The 18,180-nt window shown below is 45.1% G+C and carries 14 protein-coding genes and 1 tRNA gene; 3 read left to right on the forward strand and 12 right to left on the reverse strand.

The window, feature by feature from the left end; translation table 11 throughout:
- From Y79_RS0104120 to Y79_RS0104135, 4 genes are all read right to left on the reverse strand, one after another.
- A partial coding sequence (locus tag Y79_RS0104120) for a condensation domain-containing protein (RefSeq protein ID WP_029575222.1) occupies positions 1-1,560 on the reverse strand: 1,560 nt, incomplete at its 3' end.
- A 474-nt stretch (positions 1,561-2,034) separates the two neighbouring features.
- Positions 2,035-3,510, reverse strand: a complete 1,476-nt coding sequence (dacB, locus tag Y79_RS0104125; RefSeq protein ID WP_016936550.1) for a D-alanyl-D-alanine carboxypeptidase/D-alanyl-D-alanine endopeptidase — start codon at positions 3,508-3,510, stop codon at positions 2,035-2,037.
- 19 nt (positions 3,511-3,529) lie between these two features.
- Positions 3,530-4,498 carry an aldose 1-epimerase gene (locus tag Y79_RS0104130; RefSeq protein WP_029575223.1) on the reverse strand — a complete coding sequence of 323 codons (969 nt, stop codon included), beginning with the start codon at positions 4,496-4,498 and terminating at the stop codon, positions 3,530-3,532.
- Positions 4,499-4,613: 115 nt separating this feature from the next.
- On the reverse strand, positions 4,614-6,002 hold the full coding sequence (locus Y79_RS0104135; RefSeq protein ID WP_016936552.1) for an MATE family efflux transporter: 1,389 nt from the start codon (positions 6,000-6,002) through the stop codon (positions 4,614-4,616).
- A gap of 228 nt (positions 6,003-6,230) precedes the next feature.
- Between Y79_RS0104135 and Y79_RS0104140 the strand changes: the two genes are divergently transcribed.
- Positions 6,231-6,773, forward strand: a complete 543-nt coding sequence (locus tag Y79_RS0104140) for an IseA DL-endopeptidase inhibitor family protein (RefSeq protein WP_016936553.1) — start codon at positions 6,231-6,233, stop codon at positions 6,771-6,773.
- Positions 6,774-7,120: 347 nt separating this feature from the next.
- Here Y79_RS0104140 and Y79_RS0104145 read toward each other — a convergent pair.
- The 3 genes from Y79_RS0104145 to Y79_RS0104155 all read right to left on the reverse strand — a co-directional run bounded on the left by Y79_RS0104145 (position 7,121) and on the right by Y79_RS0104155 (position 8,324).
- Positions 7,121-7,193, reverse strand: a tRNA-Arg gene (locus Y79_RS0104145).
- Between the two features lie 39 nt (positions 7,194-7,232).
- Positions 7,233-7,778 carry a site-specific integrase gene (locus Y79_RS0104150; protein ID WP_016936554.1) on the reverse strand — a complete coding sequence of 182 codons (546 nt, stop codon included), beginning with the start codon at positions 7,776-7,778 and terminating at the stop codon, positions 7,233-7,235.
- 315 nt (positions 7,779-8,093) lie between these two features.
- Positions 8,094-8,324 (reverse strand): excisionase family DNA-binding protein, encoded by a 231-nt coding sequence (locus Y79_RS0104155; RefSeq protein ID WP_016936555.1) that lies wholly within the window; start codon positions 8,322-8,324, stop codon positions 8,094-8,096.
- 243 nt (positions 8,325-8,567) lie between these two features.
- On the opposite strand from Y79_RS0104155, the gene ggt reads away from it, so the two are divergent.
- Positions 8,568-10,343, forward strand: coding sequence for a gamma-glutamyltransferase (gene ggt, locus Y79_RS0104160; protein ID WP_016936556.1), 1,776 nt, complete (start codon positions 8,568-8,570; stop codon positions 10,341-10,343).
- A gap of 46 nt (positions 10,344-10,389) precedes the next feature.
- On the opposite strand, the gene Y79_RS0104165 is transcribed toward ggt, so the two are convergent.
- From Y79_RS0104165 to Y79_RS0104180, 4 genes are all read right to left on the reverse strand, one after another.
- Entirely contained in the window at positions 10,390-11,565 is a 1,176-nt protein-coding gene (locus tag Y79_RS0104165) for an MFS transporter (RefSeq protein WP_016936557.1), read from the reverse strand.
- A 140-nt stretch (positions 11,566-11,705) separates the two neighbouring features.
- On the reverse strand, positions 11,706-12,008 hold the full coding sequence (locus Y79_RS0104170) for an ArsR/SmtB family transcription factor (protein ID WP_007407355.1): 303 nt from the start codon (positions 12,006-12,008) through the stop codon (positions 11,706-11,708).
- 31 nt (positions 12,009-12,039) lie between these two features.
- The gene (gene thrS, locus Y79_RS0104175; RefSeq protein ID WP_016936558.1) at positions 12,040-13,968 is read right to left on the reverse strand and encodes a threonine--tRNA ligase; all 1,929 of its coding nucleotides are present in this window, start codon (positions 13,966-13,968) and stop codon (positions 12,040-12,042) included.
- Between the two features lie 379 nt (positions 13,969-14,347).
- Positions 14,348-15,214, reverse strand: a complete 867-nt coding sequence (locus tag Y79_RS0104180; RefSeq protein WP_016936559.1) for a LysR family transcriptional regulator — start codon at positions 15,212-15,214, stop codon at positions 14,348-14,350.
- Positions 15,215-15,332: 118 nt separating this feature from the next.
- Here Y79_RS0104180 and Y79_RS0104185 point away from each other — a divergent pair, with 118 nt between their 5' ends.
- On the forward strand, positions 15,333-16,313 hold the full coding sequence (locus tag Y79_RS0104185; protein WP_016936560.1) for a zinc-binding dehydrogenase: 981 nt from the start codon (positions 15,333-15,335) through the stop codon (positions 16,311-16,313).
- A gap of 375 nt (positions 16,314-16,688) precedes the next feature.
- On the opposite strand, the gene gltD is transcribed toward Y79_RS0104185, so the two are convergent.
- Complete coding sequence (gene gltD / locus Y79_RS0104200) at positions 16,689-18,170, reverse strand: glutamate synthase small subunit (protein WP_016936563.1); 1,482 nt, start codon at positions 18,168-18,170, stop codon at positions 16,689-16,691.
- Between the last annotated feature and the right edge of the window lie 10 nt (positions 18,171-18,180).

The raw sequence follows: 18,180 nt of genomic DNA on the forward strand, positions 1-18,180 counted from the left end.
CTCCGGCGAGCGTTCAGCGAGCACGCCGACCATGCTTTCTTTGCGGACGCCTTTTTGGCGGAGGCGAACAGCGAGCCTGTCTGTGTACCGGTCAAGCTCGGCGTACGTCAGCATACCGTCTGGGAAACGTAGCGCCGGACGATGCGGCGAAAGCGCAGCGCGGCGGGTAAACAGCCCGTGAAGCGTAGGAGCCGGCAGTTCAACCGTTTCTGTACGGTTAAACGCAGTTAACACCCGTTTCTTTTCTTTTTCATCCGCCATATCAATATGCCGAATCAGCCGGTTTGGATTTCTAACGGCATTTTCAACGATCGTCAGCAAATGAGTTTGAATCCGTTTTATCGATGTTTCAGTAAATAAAGCGGATTGATAATCAAAATTCAGCTCAATCAATCCCGTATCTGTCCGCTCCTTAATTAAAATGGACAGCTCATTTGCCGTATGCCCGCTGAAAAACATCGCCGTTTCATAATCGAAACCCTCCGCCTGACGCCATGCGAGAGGCTGGTATTGCATCGAAATCCCGATGATATTTTGCAGATCGTGATGAACCTGCCTTAATTCATTGACAAAAAGATTGTAAGGATATTTCTGGTGCCGCATAACAGACAGCTGCTGTTTTCCTACACTGCGGACAAAAGACAGGAACTCCGCATCCGGATCTGCCGTCATTCTGATCGGCAGCGTGCTGACAAACATGCCGAGCATATCCTTTTCGAGCTTGGAACCCCGGTTTCCGTAATAAGTACCGATGGCAATATCCTTTTTAGCCGTCAGACGGCTGATGCATATGTATAACGAAGCCATAAACAGAGAGATGATGCTGACATTATGATCTTTGCAAAAACGCCGGATTGATTGTTCTAAGGAGTGGGAAAGAGTGATTGTATCTCTTGAAGCTGCAGTGCTTTGTCTAAGATGAGAGGTTCGTTCCGCAAGTGAAAGGTGTTCAGGAACAGTTCGGTACGTTTCAGTCCAAAATGAACGATCTTTTTGAAAACGGGAAGATTGTAAATATTGCTGTTCTTTTTCCATGTAGCTGAGATAGGATGGGCTTTGATGGTCGGCCAAATCCTCGCTTCGCATGATTTTTTGATAGATTTCAATGAGCTGATTGCCGAGCAGATTGAGCGAGATACCGTCCATGATAATATGGTGAAATTTTGAATAAAGCCAAACTTCTTCGTCTGACATGACAAGCAGAGTAAATTGATACAGCGGTGAATGAAACAGCTTGAACGGAACACGCGTCTGTGTGTCAATCCATGCATCCCGCTCTGATTGATCAATATGAGTAAAATCAACGGTCTCTAAAGAAATCGGCCGATGCCCCGCCAGATACAGCTGGGGTTCTGAGCCGTCCCCTTCCGTCAGTTGAAACCTGAGCGAATCATTTTGCAAGATAGAGAAATCTAAAGCACGGCGCAATACGTCAAAGTCGATATTCCCCCTGAATTTGACGCACGCCGCGAGATTGCAGATACTTGTGCCCGGCTCGAGCAGCTCTGTAAACCAGACTCTTCTTTGGGCGTGAGTTAAAGAATAAACAGTGTTCTTCAATGGAATCCCTCCATTTCAATTTAAGAGGATAAGAAAGTGAAATAATTACAATTAAAATTCGACATCATATGACTAAATCATCCATATAGCATTATTTTAAAACATATTTTAGAAATCACAATAAAAAATTAAATTTTCTCTAACATTTTTTAGAATATAGTATATTGTACTTACTTATATCCTTCATTTCTATAATTTTTATACCATGTAAAACGGTATGTATGCACATCACAAACTGGTTCTTAAATACTATAACAAGGAATAAAATGTATAATAAATCGCATCTTTAAAAAGATTTTGCCTCCCGGAAAAAAGTTTTTATAATAAAAATGAAAAATCGGTGACACATAAGATAAGAAAGTGTCAAAAAGTCGGAATATTGAAGATATTACTTTTTGAAGAGATTGTTTCATAATAGCAATATAATATTCGTTTTCCATCAAAAAAAGCCGGATCCTATAAGGATCGGCTTTTTTATTGATTTGCCAGCACGACTGCGATTTTGTCTTCAATGTCCTTTCCGTCATCTTCGTCAAGCAATCCGTTTTGAAGCACGGAAAAAATAAGCGTATCCCCTGTTTTTGTTTCCGCATAGCCGGCAATTGAACTGACTGAGGTTAGTGACCCGGTTTTCGCTTTAATTTTGCCTTCTGCCGGAGTATTCTTCAGCCGGTTCCGAAGTGTGCCTCCCGTCATTCTGTCACTTGCACCGGCGACAGGGAGCGAACGAAGGAAAGCCGGGTACCACTTTTCTTTCTGAACGGCATACAAAAGCTCTCCGATTTGTTCGGCGGATACGCCGTTAATATGAGAAACGCCGGATCCGTCTCTGGCAATCAATTCATCCGGATTCAGCCCGAACGATTTGAGCTCCGATTTCATCACGTCCAAACCCTTTTCCCAACTGCCCTCGCCTTTTTTCACTTTCCCCATTTCCTTGATCAGAATTTCGGCGTGCCCATTGTTGCTCAGTTTCATAAACGGGATCAATAATTCCGAAAGAGGCATGGATGTCCGTGATGTGACTGGCTGGGTGTGATGCGGCATGCGCCCGGCTTTGGCCTTCCCTTTTACAGTGATGCCCTGTTTAGTAAGTGCTTGTTTCCATAAATCTAACGCATAGGACGACGGATCCCACACTGCCGCCCATTCTCTTGCCTTTGCCGCGCCCGCCGGCATGGTTCCCTTTACCGTAATCACATTGCCCCCATGCTCCCGTTCAACCGTCAAATCTTTCTTTTCATCAGAAGCGACGGTTTTCACTTCATTTTTCACACGTACGACGTCCGTATGGGGAGAAATCGTAATACGCGCCTTTTTACCGGGCTGTTCCGCCGGGCTGATTTCCGCAATCACCGTTCCGGTATCATAATCCTCATTCGGTGAAGCGGTAAGAGCTGATACTTGCGCGCCATAATATTGGCCTTCATCACTCCACGGAAGATCAACTGAATACCTGATATCGTCATACCGTGAATCATCCCCGACCAGATCTCCTTGAATGACACGGATGCCTCTGGCTTTGACTTGTTTAGCCATCTTCTCAAAATCAGAAGCCAATAGGGTCGGATCGCCACTTCCTTTGAGATAAAGGTTTCCGCGCAGCTGTTTTCCTTTCACGGCGCCGTCTGCCCGTACTTCTGTTTTAAAGGTGTAATCTTCTCCAAGAACGGAAAGCGCCGCAGATGCCGTCAGCAGCTTCATCAGTGATGCAGGCCTCAGTCTCATATCTTCCCGGCTGCCAAACAGCACCTCCCCTGTTTTTGCCGATCGGACACTGACGCCTGCCGCGGCGCCCTTTAAGGCAGGTTCTTCATTCAGAATGTGTTCCAGCTCTTTTTGCAACGCATTTTTTTGTTCGGCCGCTTGGGCGGAATCATCAATATAAGGAACGGCGGCTATGACCAAAAGGAGAAACACCGCGGCCAAGCGTTTGACATATGTTTTCAATGTTATCCCCGCCTCTTTCTTATTCTTCGTCATGCAAAATGGTGATCCGGGATGACGCGGCCGCTTCTTCGCCCGGTTTCAGTATCTGTAGCCCCGTCAGTGATGCAGGCTGATTCAGATTAAATGCATCTGTAACGGAGGTATAAGGCTCAAGACTGACAAACCCTTGCTTTCCGTCACCGTTATATACCACCCAATGCTTGAAAGACGTGTCTGCCTGATACAAAACGGATAGCTGCTCATCAGGATGATAAATAACAGCTTCGTTATTGCCGCCATTCCGTCCGGAAGAAAGAAAAACATCGTCAAACTGCTTATTTTTCAAAGACATTCCGTTACGGAACGCTTCTTTATCAGGCACATCCAATAAACGGCCCGTCGGCACGAAACGTTCATTTAATTCCCACATGCGGTCAGCCGTCAGAAAAAGACGTGATCGCTCTTCATTGAAAACAAAAGTTGAATGATAGCCCAGTCCCCAAGGAAAAGCCTCCGTTCCTTTGTTGATAATCAGCGCCCGCTGCGTAAACACATTGTTTTTTAATGTATAAGTCATCCGGACAATGACATCGTGCGGAAATTGTTTATGGACACGAGGAATTTCTGTAAGATCAATTTCTGTTTCGACTGTCAGTTCATCCGCCTCTTCTTTCGCCGCTGCCAACTTCCAATGCTGGTTGTGAAGAAAGCCGTGAATATGATTATGTTTATCCTCTTCGTTTATGTCAAATTGATACGTGCGGCCGTCAAAACGAAACGTCCCGTCCGTAATCCTGTTCGGCGGGAATAAAACGGGAATACCGTACAGCATCGGTTTTTCGCGAAATTGTTCCGCGGTTTCCGGTTCTCTCAGAATCTGCATACCGGTTCTTTTATCCCGGATCGAAATGACATGTGAGCCCCATTCCGGCACAATGATGCATTCAGCCTGTTCAGTTTCCGCTTTTACGGCCGAAGCCCCTAAATAAGTCGTATGTTCAATCGTCATAAGCACCTGCCCTTTCCTTGTTTTCTAGCATGTATAGGAATTCCATTTTCTAAACTCATTTTCCTTCTCTGAAAAAAACATCGCCCGTATGAACTGAGCGATGTGCGGTAAAACCTTATTGAATCAGCCGCGTAATCTGTTTTTTCTTCCATACAAACCGGTAATAGCCGTACTGCAGCAGCAGGCTGATGACAAAAGCTGCCGGATAACCGACCCAAATGCCGAGAATGCCGAGTTTCGTGTAATGAGATAGTATAAAGGCGATAGGCACCTCAATTCCCCAAATTGCAAAAATGCTGATAACAGTCGGCCATAATACCGTACCGCTCGCCCGCATTGTCGCTGAAACGATCTGAGCGTGACCGAAAATCAGATAGCTCCAAAGTGTAATCATAATAAGATTGCGGGCAATATGAAGCGTATCCTGATCGGTTAAAAACAAAGCCAGTATCTGCCGGGAGAAGGTGTAAATCAGCACAATCAAAACCCCGCCGATCAAATAATTCAGGCCGATGCCGACTTTGATGACCTGCTTCAGCCGGCCGAATTGATTGGCTCCTATGGATTGGGCGGCAAAAATTGAAACGGCGATACCGAGGCTTACCGCCGGCATCTGCACATAACTCGCCACTTGGTTGACAACCCCGTAAGCAGCCGTCGCATTTGATCCGTAATGATTCACAAAAGAGATGACCGCGATTTCAGAAAGCGATACGAGAATCATATTGATGCTCGACGGAATACCGAGCCGCAGTAAAAGCGCGAGCAGCTTTTTGTCCATTTTAAGAGAGCGGAACGCAGTCTGGTCAAATGCAAGCGGGTGCTTCTTTTTCCGCAAATAAACCATCAGCACGATAAATGTCACGATGTTTGAAATGACCGTTGCATACGCTGATCCGTAAATGCCGAACTTCGGAAGCCCGAAAAGTCCGAGAATCAATAAAGGCAAAAGCCCGATGTTAATGACCGTACTGACGATTAACGTATAAAACGGGGTCTTTGAATCTCCCGTTCCGCGTAAAAATGTTGTATAAGCAAAATATAAAAACATCAGCGGCATCGCGCAAAACAGAATGCGCGCATATCGGACACTGACATCTATTACGTTTTCCGGCGTTCCCATCAGCCGCAAAATATCAAGCGTAAACACACTGCCGACAACTGCCAGAACAATACCGAGCATAAAGGTAAACGTCAGCGTAGTGCCGACAATCGCTTTCATTCTCTCTTCGTTTTTCGCGCCGTAAGCCTGCCCGATCAGAATGGAACTTCCTGAACCGATTCCGATTGTAAAGGAAATCAGCAGGAAAAACAGCGGAAAAAAAGACGATACGGCGGCAAGCGCATCGACTCCGAGCCACCTCCCGACAAACACCATTCCGACCAACTGGCCGACAGATTGCAATACGTTGCTTAATAGCAGCGGGACTAAAAATAATGACATAGACCGCCAGACAGACTGGCCGGGGCCTTCCGCTGTCTCCAGATTATCTTGTACCTCCATATGTAGGACTCCTTTTTTGATTTTCTTCCATTTTATTATTCAGCAGACAGCTTGTAAAAACCTTTTGTTCAATGAAACTCTTTATCTTTTTCGTCCGTCTTACATGGAAATAAATCATAAAAATAAAAAGTGCGGAAAATATTTCTGAAAAGGTATTGTAATCTTACCGTAATTATTGTAACATTTGTAACATAAGAGAAAGAGATTCGTTGAAGGAGAGATTATATCATGAAAAAATGGCTATTATTCCTCACTACTATTACATTGATTCTATCACTGGGCACTGCGGCGACTGCCAAAAATACGCCTAATGACCTAACACAAAAACAAGCACTTCAGCTGGCTCTGTCAGCAAGAGAACATTTTTGGAACACCATGAGCGGAGGAACGCTTAAGTCAAAAGCAAACTGCACATCCGAGCAGTTCGAATATCAAAATCTTCAATATGTATTCATGTGCAAAGAACTCGGAACAAAAGCGAAAGCCGTAAAATATCTGACACCCGCTTTTACAAAGCAGGCGATTGATAAAGGGCTTAAAGAGTACCACTTCACCGTAAAAGACGGCAAATTGGCTGTTCCGGTCGGCGACGGGGATAACCTCCTGAATTGGAAAAAAGCAAAAATGACCCTTCTTTCTAAAAAAGGAAGCGTCCAAACGTACCGCTTCACTGTACCGACTCTTGACGGTTCTCCGTCAGCAAAACGCGACGTTACATTCGTAAAAGAAAACAACATTTGGAAAGTCAATCAATTTGATGCTGTTATATAAAGAAAAGCCCGCTTTTAGCGGGCTTTTTTGAATGATGCAATGGCGTGGAAAGGCTTTTCATGTCACGAAATATTTAGAGCATATGAGGGATTAATTATTATTTGAGTGTAATTAAAAAACTACGTGAAGAAGATACACGAAACACCCTTTATCTGTTTGAAAAAATGCCTGACGTGTAAACATCTGTTTAAAAATGTGCAAAATTTGTGTAAAAAAATAAAATTGCATCGTTTTTCAGTGGGTTTTCACAAAAATAAAAAGCTTACAAAAACGACAAAAACCCTTGTGTGACAAGGGTTTTTCTGTTCTACCGACATTATTAATCTGCACCTATCTTATGCCGAAAACGCTCTAGGAGAGATTCGAACTCCCGACCTGCAGTTTAGGAAACTGCTGCACTATCCGCTGTGCTACTAGAGCCTGCTTATATAGTAACGCTGGCGGCCGTTTTTTTCAAGCCTACAGCCCGCCGAACACTTTATAAGCCGCTCTCGTCGTATCCTCATCTATTCCGATATAACGCATCGTAATAGACGGAGAAGAATGATTTAATATCCGCTGGAGTTCGGCAATATCTTTCGTCCTCTGATAAAAATGATACCCGAACGTCTTTCTCAGCGTATGCGTCCCGATCTCCTCCAATCCGCACGCAGCAGCTGCTTCTTTTAATATTCTGTATGCCTGAATCCGCGAAATAGGCTTATTCGTCCGTTTCGATTTAAACAAATAGTCATTCTCTTTCATATCTTTTGTATATGCGTATATGTCGGCCTTTAGAGATTCCAATATCAGAATTTTTCTTTTCTTTCTCGTTTTGCTCTCAGTCGCCCATACATGATCTTTGTTTCTGACATCCCTTACGCGAAGCGGCAGAACATCAGAAATCCGCAGTGCACTGTTCATGCCGAAAATAAATAAAAAATAATCACGTTCACTTTTCTTCATTAAATACTGTTTGACTTCCTGGATCTTCTCCAAACTTCGGATCGGCTGTACGATATGCATCAAAAAACCCCTTATAATTGGTAAAGTAACATATTGAGGATTATGTTACTATTATAGCTGAAACCCATTGAATGATAAAGGATAAAGCCTCTTATGTAACATAATATACATAGTGTTACATAAGGAGAATAAGATACCCGTGTTCAAAAAGGTCCTCAAAAACATCATTTATATCCCCGTGACGGGATTTTGAGGAATCGGAGTCTCTTAGTATTCAAAAAAGAAAACAGCGCCCTTAAAACGAAATCTGAGCATCCGATTTTTTTGTGAACTGCTGATGAAATGCAAAAAAAAGACACAATATGAAATTGTGTCCTAATCTTCGTCTTTTACATCAATGTCTTCAGGGAGCGGTTCATTTAAAAACTCTTGTATCATTTCTTTATATTTCTCCAGCTGTTCAAGATGGGTTTGAAATTGTTCTTTGTTGATTAAATATTGCTGCCCGTCATGGACCGCTCTTATTTTATTCGTCAAAATAAGATTGTGTACATATTCTTCAGGAAGACTGGTAAACTCCGCTGTCTCTTTAATGGTTAAATACATGGCTCACGTTCCTTTCATATGTCATGTGAGTGAATTCTGTTTTGTTTATTGTAGCTTATTTTTTGCCTTAATGCTTGTTTCACAGCTTTTTCTGTCCGGTTTCCCATTTATCCCATTTCCGACTGATTACATTCACACAGAAACCCCGGCTTTTTGCACACCGGACTATTCCGTTTGTCACTTGTGAAAACAGCACATTTTACTTACTCTATAATTGTAAGCGGAAAACAAAGGAGGCAGACTATGAAAAAGAAAAAGTTTATGAATCTCTGTTTTATCGTTCTGCTCAGTACTTTGCTCGCAGCCGGAAGCATCCCTTATCACGCTCAGGCTAAGAAACACCCGTTTTCCTATGATGACTACAAACAGGTAGATGTCGGCAAAGACGGCATGGTCGCCACCGCCCATCCTCTCGCTTCACAAATCGGTGCCGACGTGCTGAAAAAAGGCGGCAATGCAATTGACGCCGCGGTGGCCATTCAATTTGCATTAAACGTAACCGAACCGATGATGTCGGGTATCGGCGGCGGCGGATTTATGATGGTTTATGATGCGAAAACGAAAGACACCACCATTATCGACAGCCGGGAACGCGCACCGGAAGGCGCAACCCCGGATATGTTCCTGGACGAAAACGGCAAAGCCATTCCTTTCTCTGAGCGGGTTACAAAAGGGACTGCAGTCGGTGTTCCGGGAACATTAAAAGGACTTGAAAAAGCGCTCGACAAATGGGGCACCCGCTCCATGAAACAACTCATCACCCCTTCCATTAAACTTGCCTCAAAAGGCTTTCCGATTGATTCGGTTTTAGCTGACGCCATCTCAGATTATAAAGACAAATTATCACACACTGCTGCAAAAGACGTGTTTCTTCCAAACGGAGAACCTCTGAAAGAAGGAGACACACTGGTCCAAAAAGACTTAGCCAAAACATTTACAGCTATTAAGTACAAAGGCACAAAAGCGTTCTATGACGGAGCATTCTCCAAAAAGCTCGCGGAAACAGTGCAGGAATTCGGCGGCTCAATGACAGAAAAAGATATTAAAAACTTCAATGTAACGATTGATGAACCGATCTGGGGAGATTACCAGGGCTATCATATCGCAACTGCTCCTCCTCCAAGCTCCGGCGGTGTTTTCCTGTTGCAAATGCTGAACCTTCTGGATGATTTTAAGCTTTCCCAATATGATATCCGTTCTTGGCAAAAATATCAGCTTCTCGCAGAAACAATGCATTTGGCTTATGCTGACCGCGCCGCATTTGCCGGGGATCCAGAATTCGTCAACGTACCTCTCAAAGGTCTCTTGAATCCAGATTATATCAATGCCCGCAGACAGCTGATAGATATTAATAAAGTGAATAAAAAACCGAAAGCCGGTGATCCTTGGGCTTATCAGGAAGGCGCTGCAAACTATAAACAAGTCGAACAGCCGACTGATAAACAAGAGGGTCAAACGACTCACTTCACAGTAACCGATCGCTTCGGCAATGTTGTATCTTATACCACAACGATTGAACAGCTGTTCGGTTCCGGCATTATGGTTCCCGGATATGGCGTTGTTTTGAACAATGAATTAACAGACTTCGACGCAGTACCGGGCGGCGCAAATGAAGTGCAGCCGAATAAACGTCCGCTCAGCAGCATGACTCCGACCATTTTATTTAAAAATAACGAACCCGTCCTGACTGTCGGCTCCCCCGGCGGAGCAACGATTATTTCTTCCGTTCTGCAAACGATCCTGAACAAAGTCGAGTACGGTATGGATCTGAAAGCGGCGGTCGAAGAACCGAGAATTTACACAAACAGTATGACGTCCTATCGTTATGAAAAAGGAGTGCCGGAAGAAGCCCGCGCAAAACTGAACGAAATGGGGCATAAATTCGGCAGCAGTCCGGTTGATATCGGAAACGTGCAAAGCATCCTGATTGATCGTGAAAACGGCACCTTCACCGGCGTTGCCGACTCCAGCCGAAATGGAGCTGCAATCGGCGTAAACTTGAAGAAATATGAAAAATAACAAGACAAAAAGCCTCATTTCTCAAACTGAGAAACGAGGCTTTTGTTTATTCGGCACTGTATTCGGATGAGGTTTTTTCAGACATTAACAACATAAGTGAAAGCACACCGCACATCGCAATGACAACACCGCCTGCACCAATCCATGTCACTGACGCAAGAGACAGATGAGTGACAACAATGCCCCCGATACCTGCCCCGGCCGCCATAGCCAGCTGCATCATAGACTGGTTGAGGCCAAGTAATACACCTGATGATTCCGGCTCCATCGTTGCCAAATGATATTGCTGAGCCGGCCCGGATGACCAGGCGGAAAAGGACCAAAAAATAAGCACTGCCGCCGCTCCGGCAGCAGAATGTGTAACAAAGGGCAATAACATGAGCATGATAGCATGAAGCGCCATTCCGCCGGTCAATGTGACACGCGCCCCCCATTTGTCTGCACTGAAACCGCCTGCTTTAGAGCCGGCAAGACTTGCAACCCCGAAAATAAGGAGCAATGTGCTCAGCATTCCGCTGCTGATATGAGTAACGTTCAGTAAAAACGGCGAAAGGTACGTATACGCAACCGAATAGCCTCCAAGCCAAAAAAAAGTGATGGCCAGGCCGACAGCCACTTTTCGTTTCTTCAAAAAAGAAAGTTGCTGAATGAGCGGCACGGGTTTATCTCCTTTTATCTCAGGCAGCGCGAAACGTATAATCAGCATGGCAATGATTCCGAGTGCCGCAATACCGGCGAAAACCATCTTCCAGCCGAAAGCTTCAGACACGGTTCTTCCGATCGGCACACCGATAATGAGTGCCGCCGTAAATCCCATAATGACTGTCGCAAGAGAGCTTGCCTGCTTTCCCGGAGGAGCAATTTTTGCTGCAATCGTAAGCGCGGTTACCACCACGCTTCCCGCTCCAAGCGCCATGATCACCCGTGCTCCCGCAAATAAGCCGAATCCCTGCACAAGGAAAGAAATGATATTTCCGATAACAAACAGCCCCAGAGCATAGATCATAAGCTTCCTTCTGTCCAGTCTTGCTGTCAGAACCATCACGACGGGCGTTCCGATTGCATAAACGAGTGAAAAAATTGTAATCAGCTGCCCTGCCGCTGCCACAGTGACGCCCAAAGAACCTGCAATTTTATCAAGCACCCCGGATATCACATATTCAGAGGTCCCAACTAAAAAGCTGATAATCGCTAAAATGTAAACCTTCCATGTATTTTGCATCTGATACACTCCTTCATTGATGATTTATATAAAGATATATTGGGATATATCGATATAAAAGATTATAAACAGAAACAAATCGCAATATGTCGATGTGTAATCAGAAAAAGAAACTGAATCCCTCTTCAAAGGATTCAGCCCTACATTTCGCGCTGAAAATAATCGGCCATCGCCTTTATCGCTTCTTCATCTCTTTTATAATAGGTATATTTGCCGATCCGTTTCGTTTGGATAAGGCCCGCCCGCTGAAGGATGGAAAGATATTGAGACGCCGTTGACTGTGTCATCTGAAGCTTATCGGTGATCTGACTCACACATACTCCGATTTCATTCATATCAATGCCATCATGCGGGGCGAAGTGACGGTCCGGCTCTTTCAGCCATTGTAAAATCTCAAGCCGGGACTCATTAGACAACGCTTTAAAAACATCAATAGGTTTCATACGTTTTATTATATCGTGATTTTGCGATATGTCAATGTCGATTTACTTGATTCTCTTGTTTTGTTTCATTTATGATCCGGGAAACAAAATCACTCACACTCTCTTCAAATGTGTCGTCCCGTCCGTATTGTCTTACCTGTACAGATTGATGGCGGCACTCGTGATCCCCCACAACAGCAATATACGGTATTTTTTTCATTTGTGCTTCTCTGATTTTATACCCGAGTTTTTCATCGCGCAGATCAAGCTCAGCCCTGATCCCCGCGTTCTTCAGCTGCCGGTGTGCCTGCTCTGCGCAGTCCCGGTGTGCGGTATTTGATACAGGGATGATTTTTGCCTGTACCGGAGCAAGCCATAAAGGGAACGCTCCCCCGAAATGTTCGGTAATGATTCCGAAAAATCTGTCAAGAGATCCGAATACCGCCCGGTGAATAACAACAGGACGGACTTTTTGATTTTTTTCATCAATATATGTTAAATCAAATTTCTCCGGCATTTGAAAATCGAGCTGGACAGTAGCGCATTGATGGCTTCGATTCAGCGCATCTTTTATATGAATATCAATTTTCGGGCCGTAAAATGCGCCATCCCCCCGATTAAACCGAAAACGATATCCCTGTTCTTTTAACACTTTCTCTAATGCGCTCTCCGCCCGGTCCCACAAATGTTCGCTTCCCATGTAATTGTCCGGTCTTGTTGACAGCTCAATATCATAGGAAAAACCGAATGCAGTGTACACCTCGTGAATCAGCTGAAGCGCTGAAGTGATTTCACTCTCGATCTGATCGGGCGTTACAAAAATATGCGCATCATCCTGACAAAAGGACCTGACGCGAAGCAGGCCATTGAGCGCCCCGCTGAATTCGTGACGGTGCACCTGGCCGAATTCAGCCATCCGAATCGGAAGATCGCGATAAGAACGAAGCTTTTCTTTAAAAATGAGCATGTGGCCGGGGCAGTTCATCGGCTTTAACGCGAAGCGCTGCTGATCGGCTTCTGAGAAATACATATTCTCTTTATAATGATCCCAATGGCCTGATTGCTCCCAAAGACGCTGGTTCATCATCATAGGGGTGCGCACTTCCTGATAATGATAGGCATCCTGCTTTGAACGCAGAAATGATTCAAGCGTATTTCGGATGAACTGACCGTTCGGCAGATAAAAAGGCATACCCGGCGCTTCTTCTGAAAACATAAAAAGCTGTAATTCTGCTCCCAATTTTCGATGATTTCTCTTCTCCGCCTCTTTTATCAGCTGAAAATGCCTGTTCAGCTCCTTTTTTGAAGAAAATGCCTTCCCATAAATACGCTGCAGCATTTTTTGATTGCTGTCGCCCCGCCAATAAGCCCCTGACACATGAGTGAGCGAAAAAGCTTTTATCTGACCGGCAGACGCCAAGTGCGGCCCCCGGCATAAATCAATGAAGTCGCTCTGACGGTAAATATTGATTGTATCCTGCTGCGGAATATCGGCTAAAAGCTCGAGCTTCAGCGGCTCGTGAGCAAACAGATGCTCTGCCTCTTCTCTGGAGATTTCTTCTCTGATGATTTCCGGATTTTCTGAAATGATTCTGTTCATTTCTTTCTCAATGGCGGCCAGGTCTTTTTCTGTAATCGTTTCATCCATGTCAAAATCATAATAAAAGCCATTCTCAATAACGGGACCGATCCCTAAACAGACCTTTGGATACAGACGTTTTACCGCTTGCGCCAATACATGCGCTGCTGTGTGTCTCATCACTCCCAGCCCCTCTTCAGATTGAAAACTGCACAGTTCAATTTCAGCGTCTTCATGAATGCTTCTTCTAAGGTCATATAACGATCCGTTTACCTTGCCGGCGGCTGATGTCTTTTTCAAAGCCGGACTGATTGATTGGGCGATCTCTTCTAACGTAACGCCTTTTTGGTATTCTTTTTGTTTCCCGTCAGGAAAAGTAATCACAATGTGCGGTTTCTTCACGGTCTGATCTCTCCTTTATTTTTAAGAAAATAAAAACACACTCATCCCAAAGCAAGGGGCGAGTGTGTGTCAGACCCGCGGTTCCACCCAAATTCCCGCCACTTCAAGCGGCGGCTCATTGTTGCCGTAACGCGGCTGTACGGTATCGGCTGCTTTCGTTCACCGATACAGCTCAAAAGGCGGTAAGCTCATTCTTTGTGCCGGGAAGGTCTCAGCCTTGCCTCCCCTCTCTGTATGGCCGGTTAAAATGACTCATGTCCTTATCATTGCAGATTCATTATCCGAAAAAAATTTCTTTTATTATACATAAATTTCCGTGAAAAGAAAGTTTTTTTAAAAAATCGGTAAAAAATTCGGCATATTCAGCTGTCCTGTTACGTCACCTTCCATTCGGTAACGCTTTTAATCCATTCAGCAGTTCTTCAAACGCCGATGTCAAAAATAAATCACGCCGGTAGATGAATGATATATTCATATCCCGAAAACGTTCAGGGAGCTGATGATGAAAAAGATTTTCCCGGTTTTTAAAATAACGGGCGGCTGACGCAGGCAAAAAGGAAACACCCAACCCTGCCTGCACCGCTCCAATAATGGCTTCCAGCGTTCCGAATTCAATGATTTTCTGTGCAGGCACTGCCTCTTCTTTCAATATGTTTTTTATTTTACGGCGGTGCGAACAGCCGGCGGCAAAAAACAGAATCGGCTCTCGCAGCAGGTTTTGCAAGCTGCCTTCCCGCACATTTGAGACCACGATCAATTCTTCTTGGAATACGGCGGATTGTTTAAGGTCTTCGTGTTCGACCGGCCCATAAACAAAAGCCCCGTCCAGCTCATACTGCAGGACGCGCTGCACTAAGGTATGTGTATCACCGGTTGACAGTGACAGCTGTACTTTCGGATATCGTCTGCAATACTCCGTGAAAAAATGAGGGAGATGGACGGCTGCCGCCGTTTCTAAAGAACCGATGCGGAGCGGGCCGTTCGGATGCCCTGCCTCTTGCGCATTTTTTTGCGCCTCATATAGCAGCTGCAGAATTCTGTCTGCATCTTTCAATAAGCTTTCACCTGCTGGCGTCAGCGTCATTCCCCGATTCGTCCGGTAAAACAGCTGTGTTTGCAATTGCCGTTCCAGCTGCTGAATCCGGTTTGTCACATTTGATTGAACATAATGCAGACTTTCCGCCGCCTTTGAAATACTGCCTTTTCGGGCGACAGCCTGAAAAATCTTTAAGTCTCCGCTTTCCATGTAAGGACACCTTCTTGCTATGATTTTTATTGATAGCCGGCTATCAATTTTCCTTCATTTACTGCAGCTGTTACAGCCTGTAAAATTTTTCTCATCAACCATAAAGGAGAGAAAAATAATGGATGCCATTATCATACACGAAAATAGCTTTCATTTCAGGCAGATACCTGACAAACATCCGGGGAACGGAGAAGTCAAAATAAAGCTGAAAACAGCCGGATTAAACCATCGCGATTTATTTTTGATGAAAAACCACGAAACCGGAAACCGTGAATTTATTCTCGGTTCAGACGGCGCGGGAATCGTAACTGAAATAGGACACGGCGTCCGTTCTCATTTACTGCATGCGGAAGTCATCATCAACCCGGTGCTGAATTGGAAGACTGTTGAGGATGTACCAGCCGTCCCTGATATTTTAGGCGGTCCAAGCGACGGAACTTTTTCACCTTATGTCATCGTTCCTGCAGAAAATGCCATTGTAAAACCCGATCATCTGACATGGGAGGAAGCGGGCTTGCTGCCGTTATCAGCATTAACCGCTTATCGCGCCTTATTTACAAAAGGACAATTGAAAAAGGGCGAACACCTTATCCTTCCGGGCATCGGGAGCGGCGTGGCAACATACGCCTTACGAATGGCAAAAGCAATCGGAGCGACAGTCAGCGTCACCTCCCGCAGCGAAAACAAAAAGCAAACCGCACTGTCATACGGTGCAGACCGGGCAATTGACAGTTACGGCGACTGGAAAGAAGCGCTCAATGGCCAAAAAGCAGATATCATACTTGATGGTGTCGGTCCCGCTTTATATCAACACTACCTTGACATTATGAAACCGAATGGCCGGATCGTAACATTCGGTGCCAGTTCAGGTGATCAGCTCGGATTTCCTATTCGCTCGCTGTTTTTTCCGCAGATTCATATTCTCGGTACATCAATGGGAAGCAATGAGGAATTCGCGCAAATGCTGGAATTGATAAAACGCTGCGGCATCCGCCCCATTATTGACCATATGTACCCTCTAAGAGAAGCAGCCGATGCCATTAAGAGAATGCAGGAAGGACGGCAGTTCGGCAATATCGGCTTTCATATAGATGTCTAAAAAGAGGAGCGGACCCCTCCGCTCTGACATACTCTTGATATATTTCTATCAAAAATATAAAAAAGTGTTTTCCCGGTTTTTAAAACTTTTCGATGATGCCCGTCAATAAAATGCACAGCAAAAGTGTCTTTAAACGGCGCCGCCCGAGCTTGCACAGCGCTTCCAGATATCTTTTGTCAGCACAATCCTTGAAGTAACGTTTTGCGGCAGCTATCAAAACAGGCCTTCTAAACGTTCACCGATTTGAAACTGCTGAACGGAAGAACAAATCATACGGCGCTCTGTTTCAGAAAGCAGATCATGCTGACAGTTCAGTTCCATGACATATGAAAAAACCGGCTGATCCCAGCCGGTTCTATAATTAATCCCCTTTATTTACGGTAAAACAGTGCTCCCCATTAAATAACTGTCGACTTCGCGCGCTGCTTCCCGGCCTTCATTAATCGCCCATACAATCAGGCTTTGGCCTCTTCTCGCATCCCCTGCGGCGAAAACACCGTCAACATTCGTTTTATAATCCCCATATGCCGCCTGAATTTTATGATTTGCCGAATCGACACCAAACTGCTTCAATAATGGCTGTTCAGTTCCTTCAAAACCGATGGCGATAAACACCAGCTGAGCAGGCCATACTTTCTCCGTTCCGGGCAGTTCATGAAATTCATACTTACCGAATTCATTTCTGACTTTTTCCATTTGGATGGTGTGGATCTCTTTTAAGCGGCCTTGTTTATCGGCCACCATTTTTGTCGTCTGAATTGAATATTCTCTCGGATCTTTGCCGAACTTTGCCTGTGCTTCTTCATAGGCGTATTCAAGGGTGAAGACGTGCGGCTGTTCAGGCCACATATTGTCATTCGTGCGCGTCTGAGGAAGTTTAGGGTGTTTCCCGAACTGATGCACGCTGCGCGCTTTTTGGCGCAGCGCGGTTGCTACGCAGTCAGCTCCTGTGTCTCCCCCGCCGATCACGATGACGTCTTTCCCTTTAGCGTCTATGAATTGTTTATCTTTGAAGTTGGAATCTAAATAGCTTTTCGTCGCCAGTGTTAAATAATCCATTGCGTAATGGACGCCTTTTGCTTCCCGGCCTTCAATCAGCAGATTGCGCTGCTTTTGGGCGCCTGTGCACAAAATGACGGCATCAAATTGTTCTTTGAGCTCATCAGCCGTTATGTCAACGCCGATTTCGGTATTTGTCACAAAATCTATACCTTCCTGCGTCAAAAGCTTAATACGGCGTTCGACGACATTTTTCTCAAGCTTCATGCTCGGAATGCCGTACATCAGCAGGCCGCCGGCTCTGTCAGCACGTTCATAGACCGTTACGGAATGACCGGCTTGGTTCAGCTGATCAGCGCTTGCCAGACCTGCCGGGCCTGAACCGACGACAGCGACTTTCTTACCTGTGCGTTTCGCTGGAATTCTCGGCTGAATCCATCCGTTCTCAAAACCTTTGTCAATGATCGTCCGCTCGATGTTTTTAATTGAAACAGCCGGATCTGAAATGGCCAGTGTACAAGATCCTTCACAAGGAGCGGGACAGACCCGCCCTGTGAATTCAGGAAAGTTATTCGTTTTCAAAAGGCGCTTCAGTGCTTCTTTCCAGCGCCCCCGATAGACGAGGTCATTCCATTCCGGTATTAAATTATAAATCGGACATCCGGATGTAAAACCGTTAATATCAGCGCCGATTTGGCAAAACGGTGTGCCGCAATCCATACACCGCGCCCCCTGCCGCTTTGACGCTTCATCTGAAAATGGAGCCGAATACTCTTTCCAATCTTTTAAGCGAGTGAGAGGGTCCCGCTCAGCCGGTTTTTCTCGTTTTTCTTCCATGAATCCAGTTGGTTTCCCCATGTTCCTCTCC

Origin of the sequence: Bacillus siamensis KCTC 13613 (assembly GCF_000262045.1) — a bacterium.
Lineage (GTDB): Bacteria > Bacillota > Bacilli > Bacillales > Bacillaceae > Bacillus > Bacillus siamensis.

Bases quoted from the DNA above. Each gene is read 5' to 3' on its own strand.
- Y79_RS0104130 (WP_029575223.1), bottom strand. From the start codon at position 4,498: ATGACGATTGAACATACGACTTATTTAGGGGCTTCGGCCGTAAAAGCG.
- Y79_RS0104135 (WP_016936552.1), bottom strand. From the start codon at position 6,002: ATGGAGGTACAAGATAATCTGGAGACAGCGGAAGGCCCCGGCCAGTCT.
- Y79_RS0104140 (WP_016936553.1), top strand. From the start codon at position 6,231: ATGAAAAAATGGCTATTATTCCTCACTACTATTACATTGATTCTATCA.
- Y79_RS0104150 (WP_016936554.1), bottom strand. From the start codon at position 7,778: ATGCATATCGTACAGCCGATCCGAAGTTTGGAGAAGATCCAGGAAGTC.
- Y79_RS0104155 (WP_016936555.1), bottom strand. From the start codon at position 8,324: ATGTATTTAACCATTAAAGAGACAGCGGAGTTTACCAGTCTTCCTGAA.
- ggt (WP_016936556.1), top strand. From the start codon at position 8,568: ATGAAAAAGAAAAAGTTTATGAATCTCTGTTTTATCGTTCTGCTCAGT.
- Y79_RS0104165 (WP_016936557.1), bottom strand. From the start codon at position 11,565: ATGCAAAATACATGGAAGGTTTACATTTTAGCGATTATCAGCTTTTTA.
- Y79_RS0104170 (WP_007407355.1), bottom strand. From the start codon at position 12,008: ATGAAACCTATTGATGTTTTTAAAGCGTTGTCTAATGAGTCCCGGCTT.
- Y79_RS0104180 (WP_016936559.1), bottom strand. From the start codon at position 15,214: ATGGAAAGCGGAGACTTAAAGATTTTTCAGGCTGTCGCCCGAAAAGGC.
- Y79_RS0104185 (WP_016936560.1), top strand. From the start codon at position 15,333: ATGGATGCCATTATCATACACGAAAATAGCTTTCATTTCAGGCAGATA.
- gltD (WP_016936563.1), bottom strand. From the start codon at position 18,170: ATGGGGAAACCAACTGGATTCATGGAAGAAAAACGAGAAAAACCGGCT.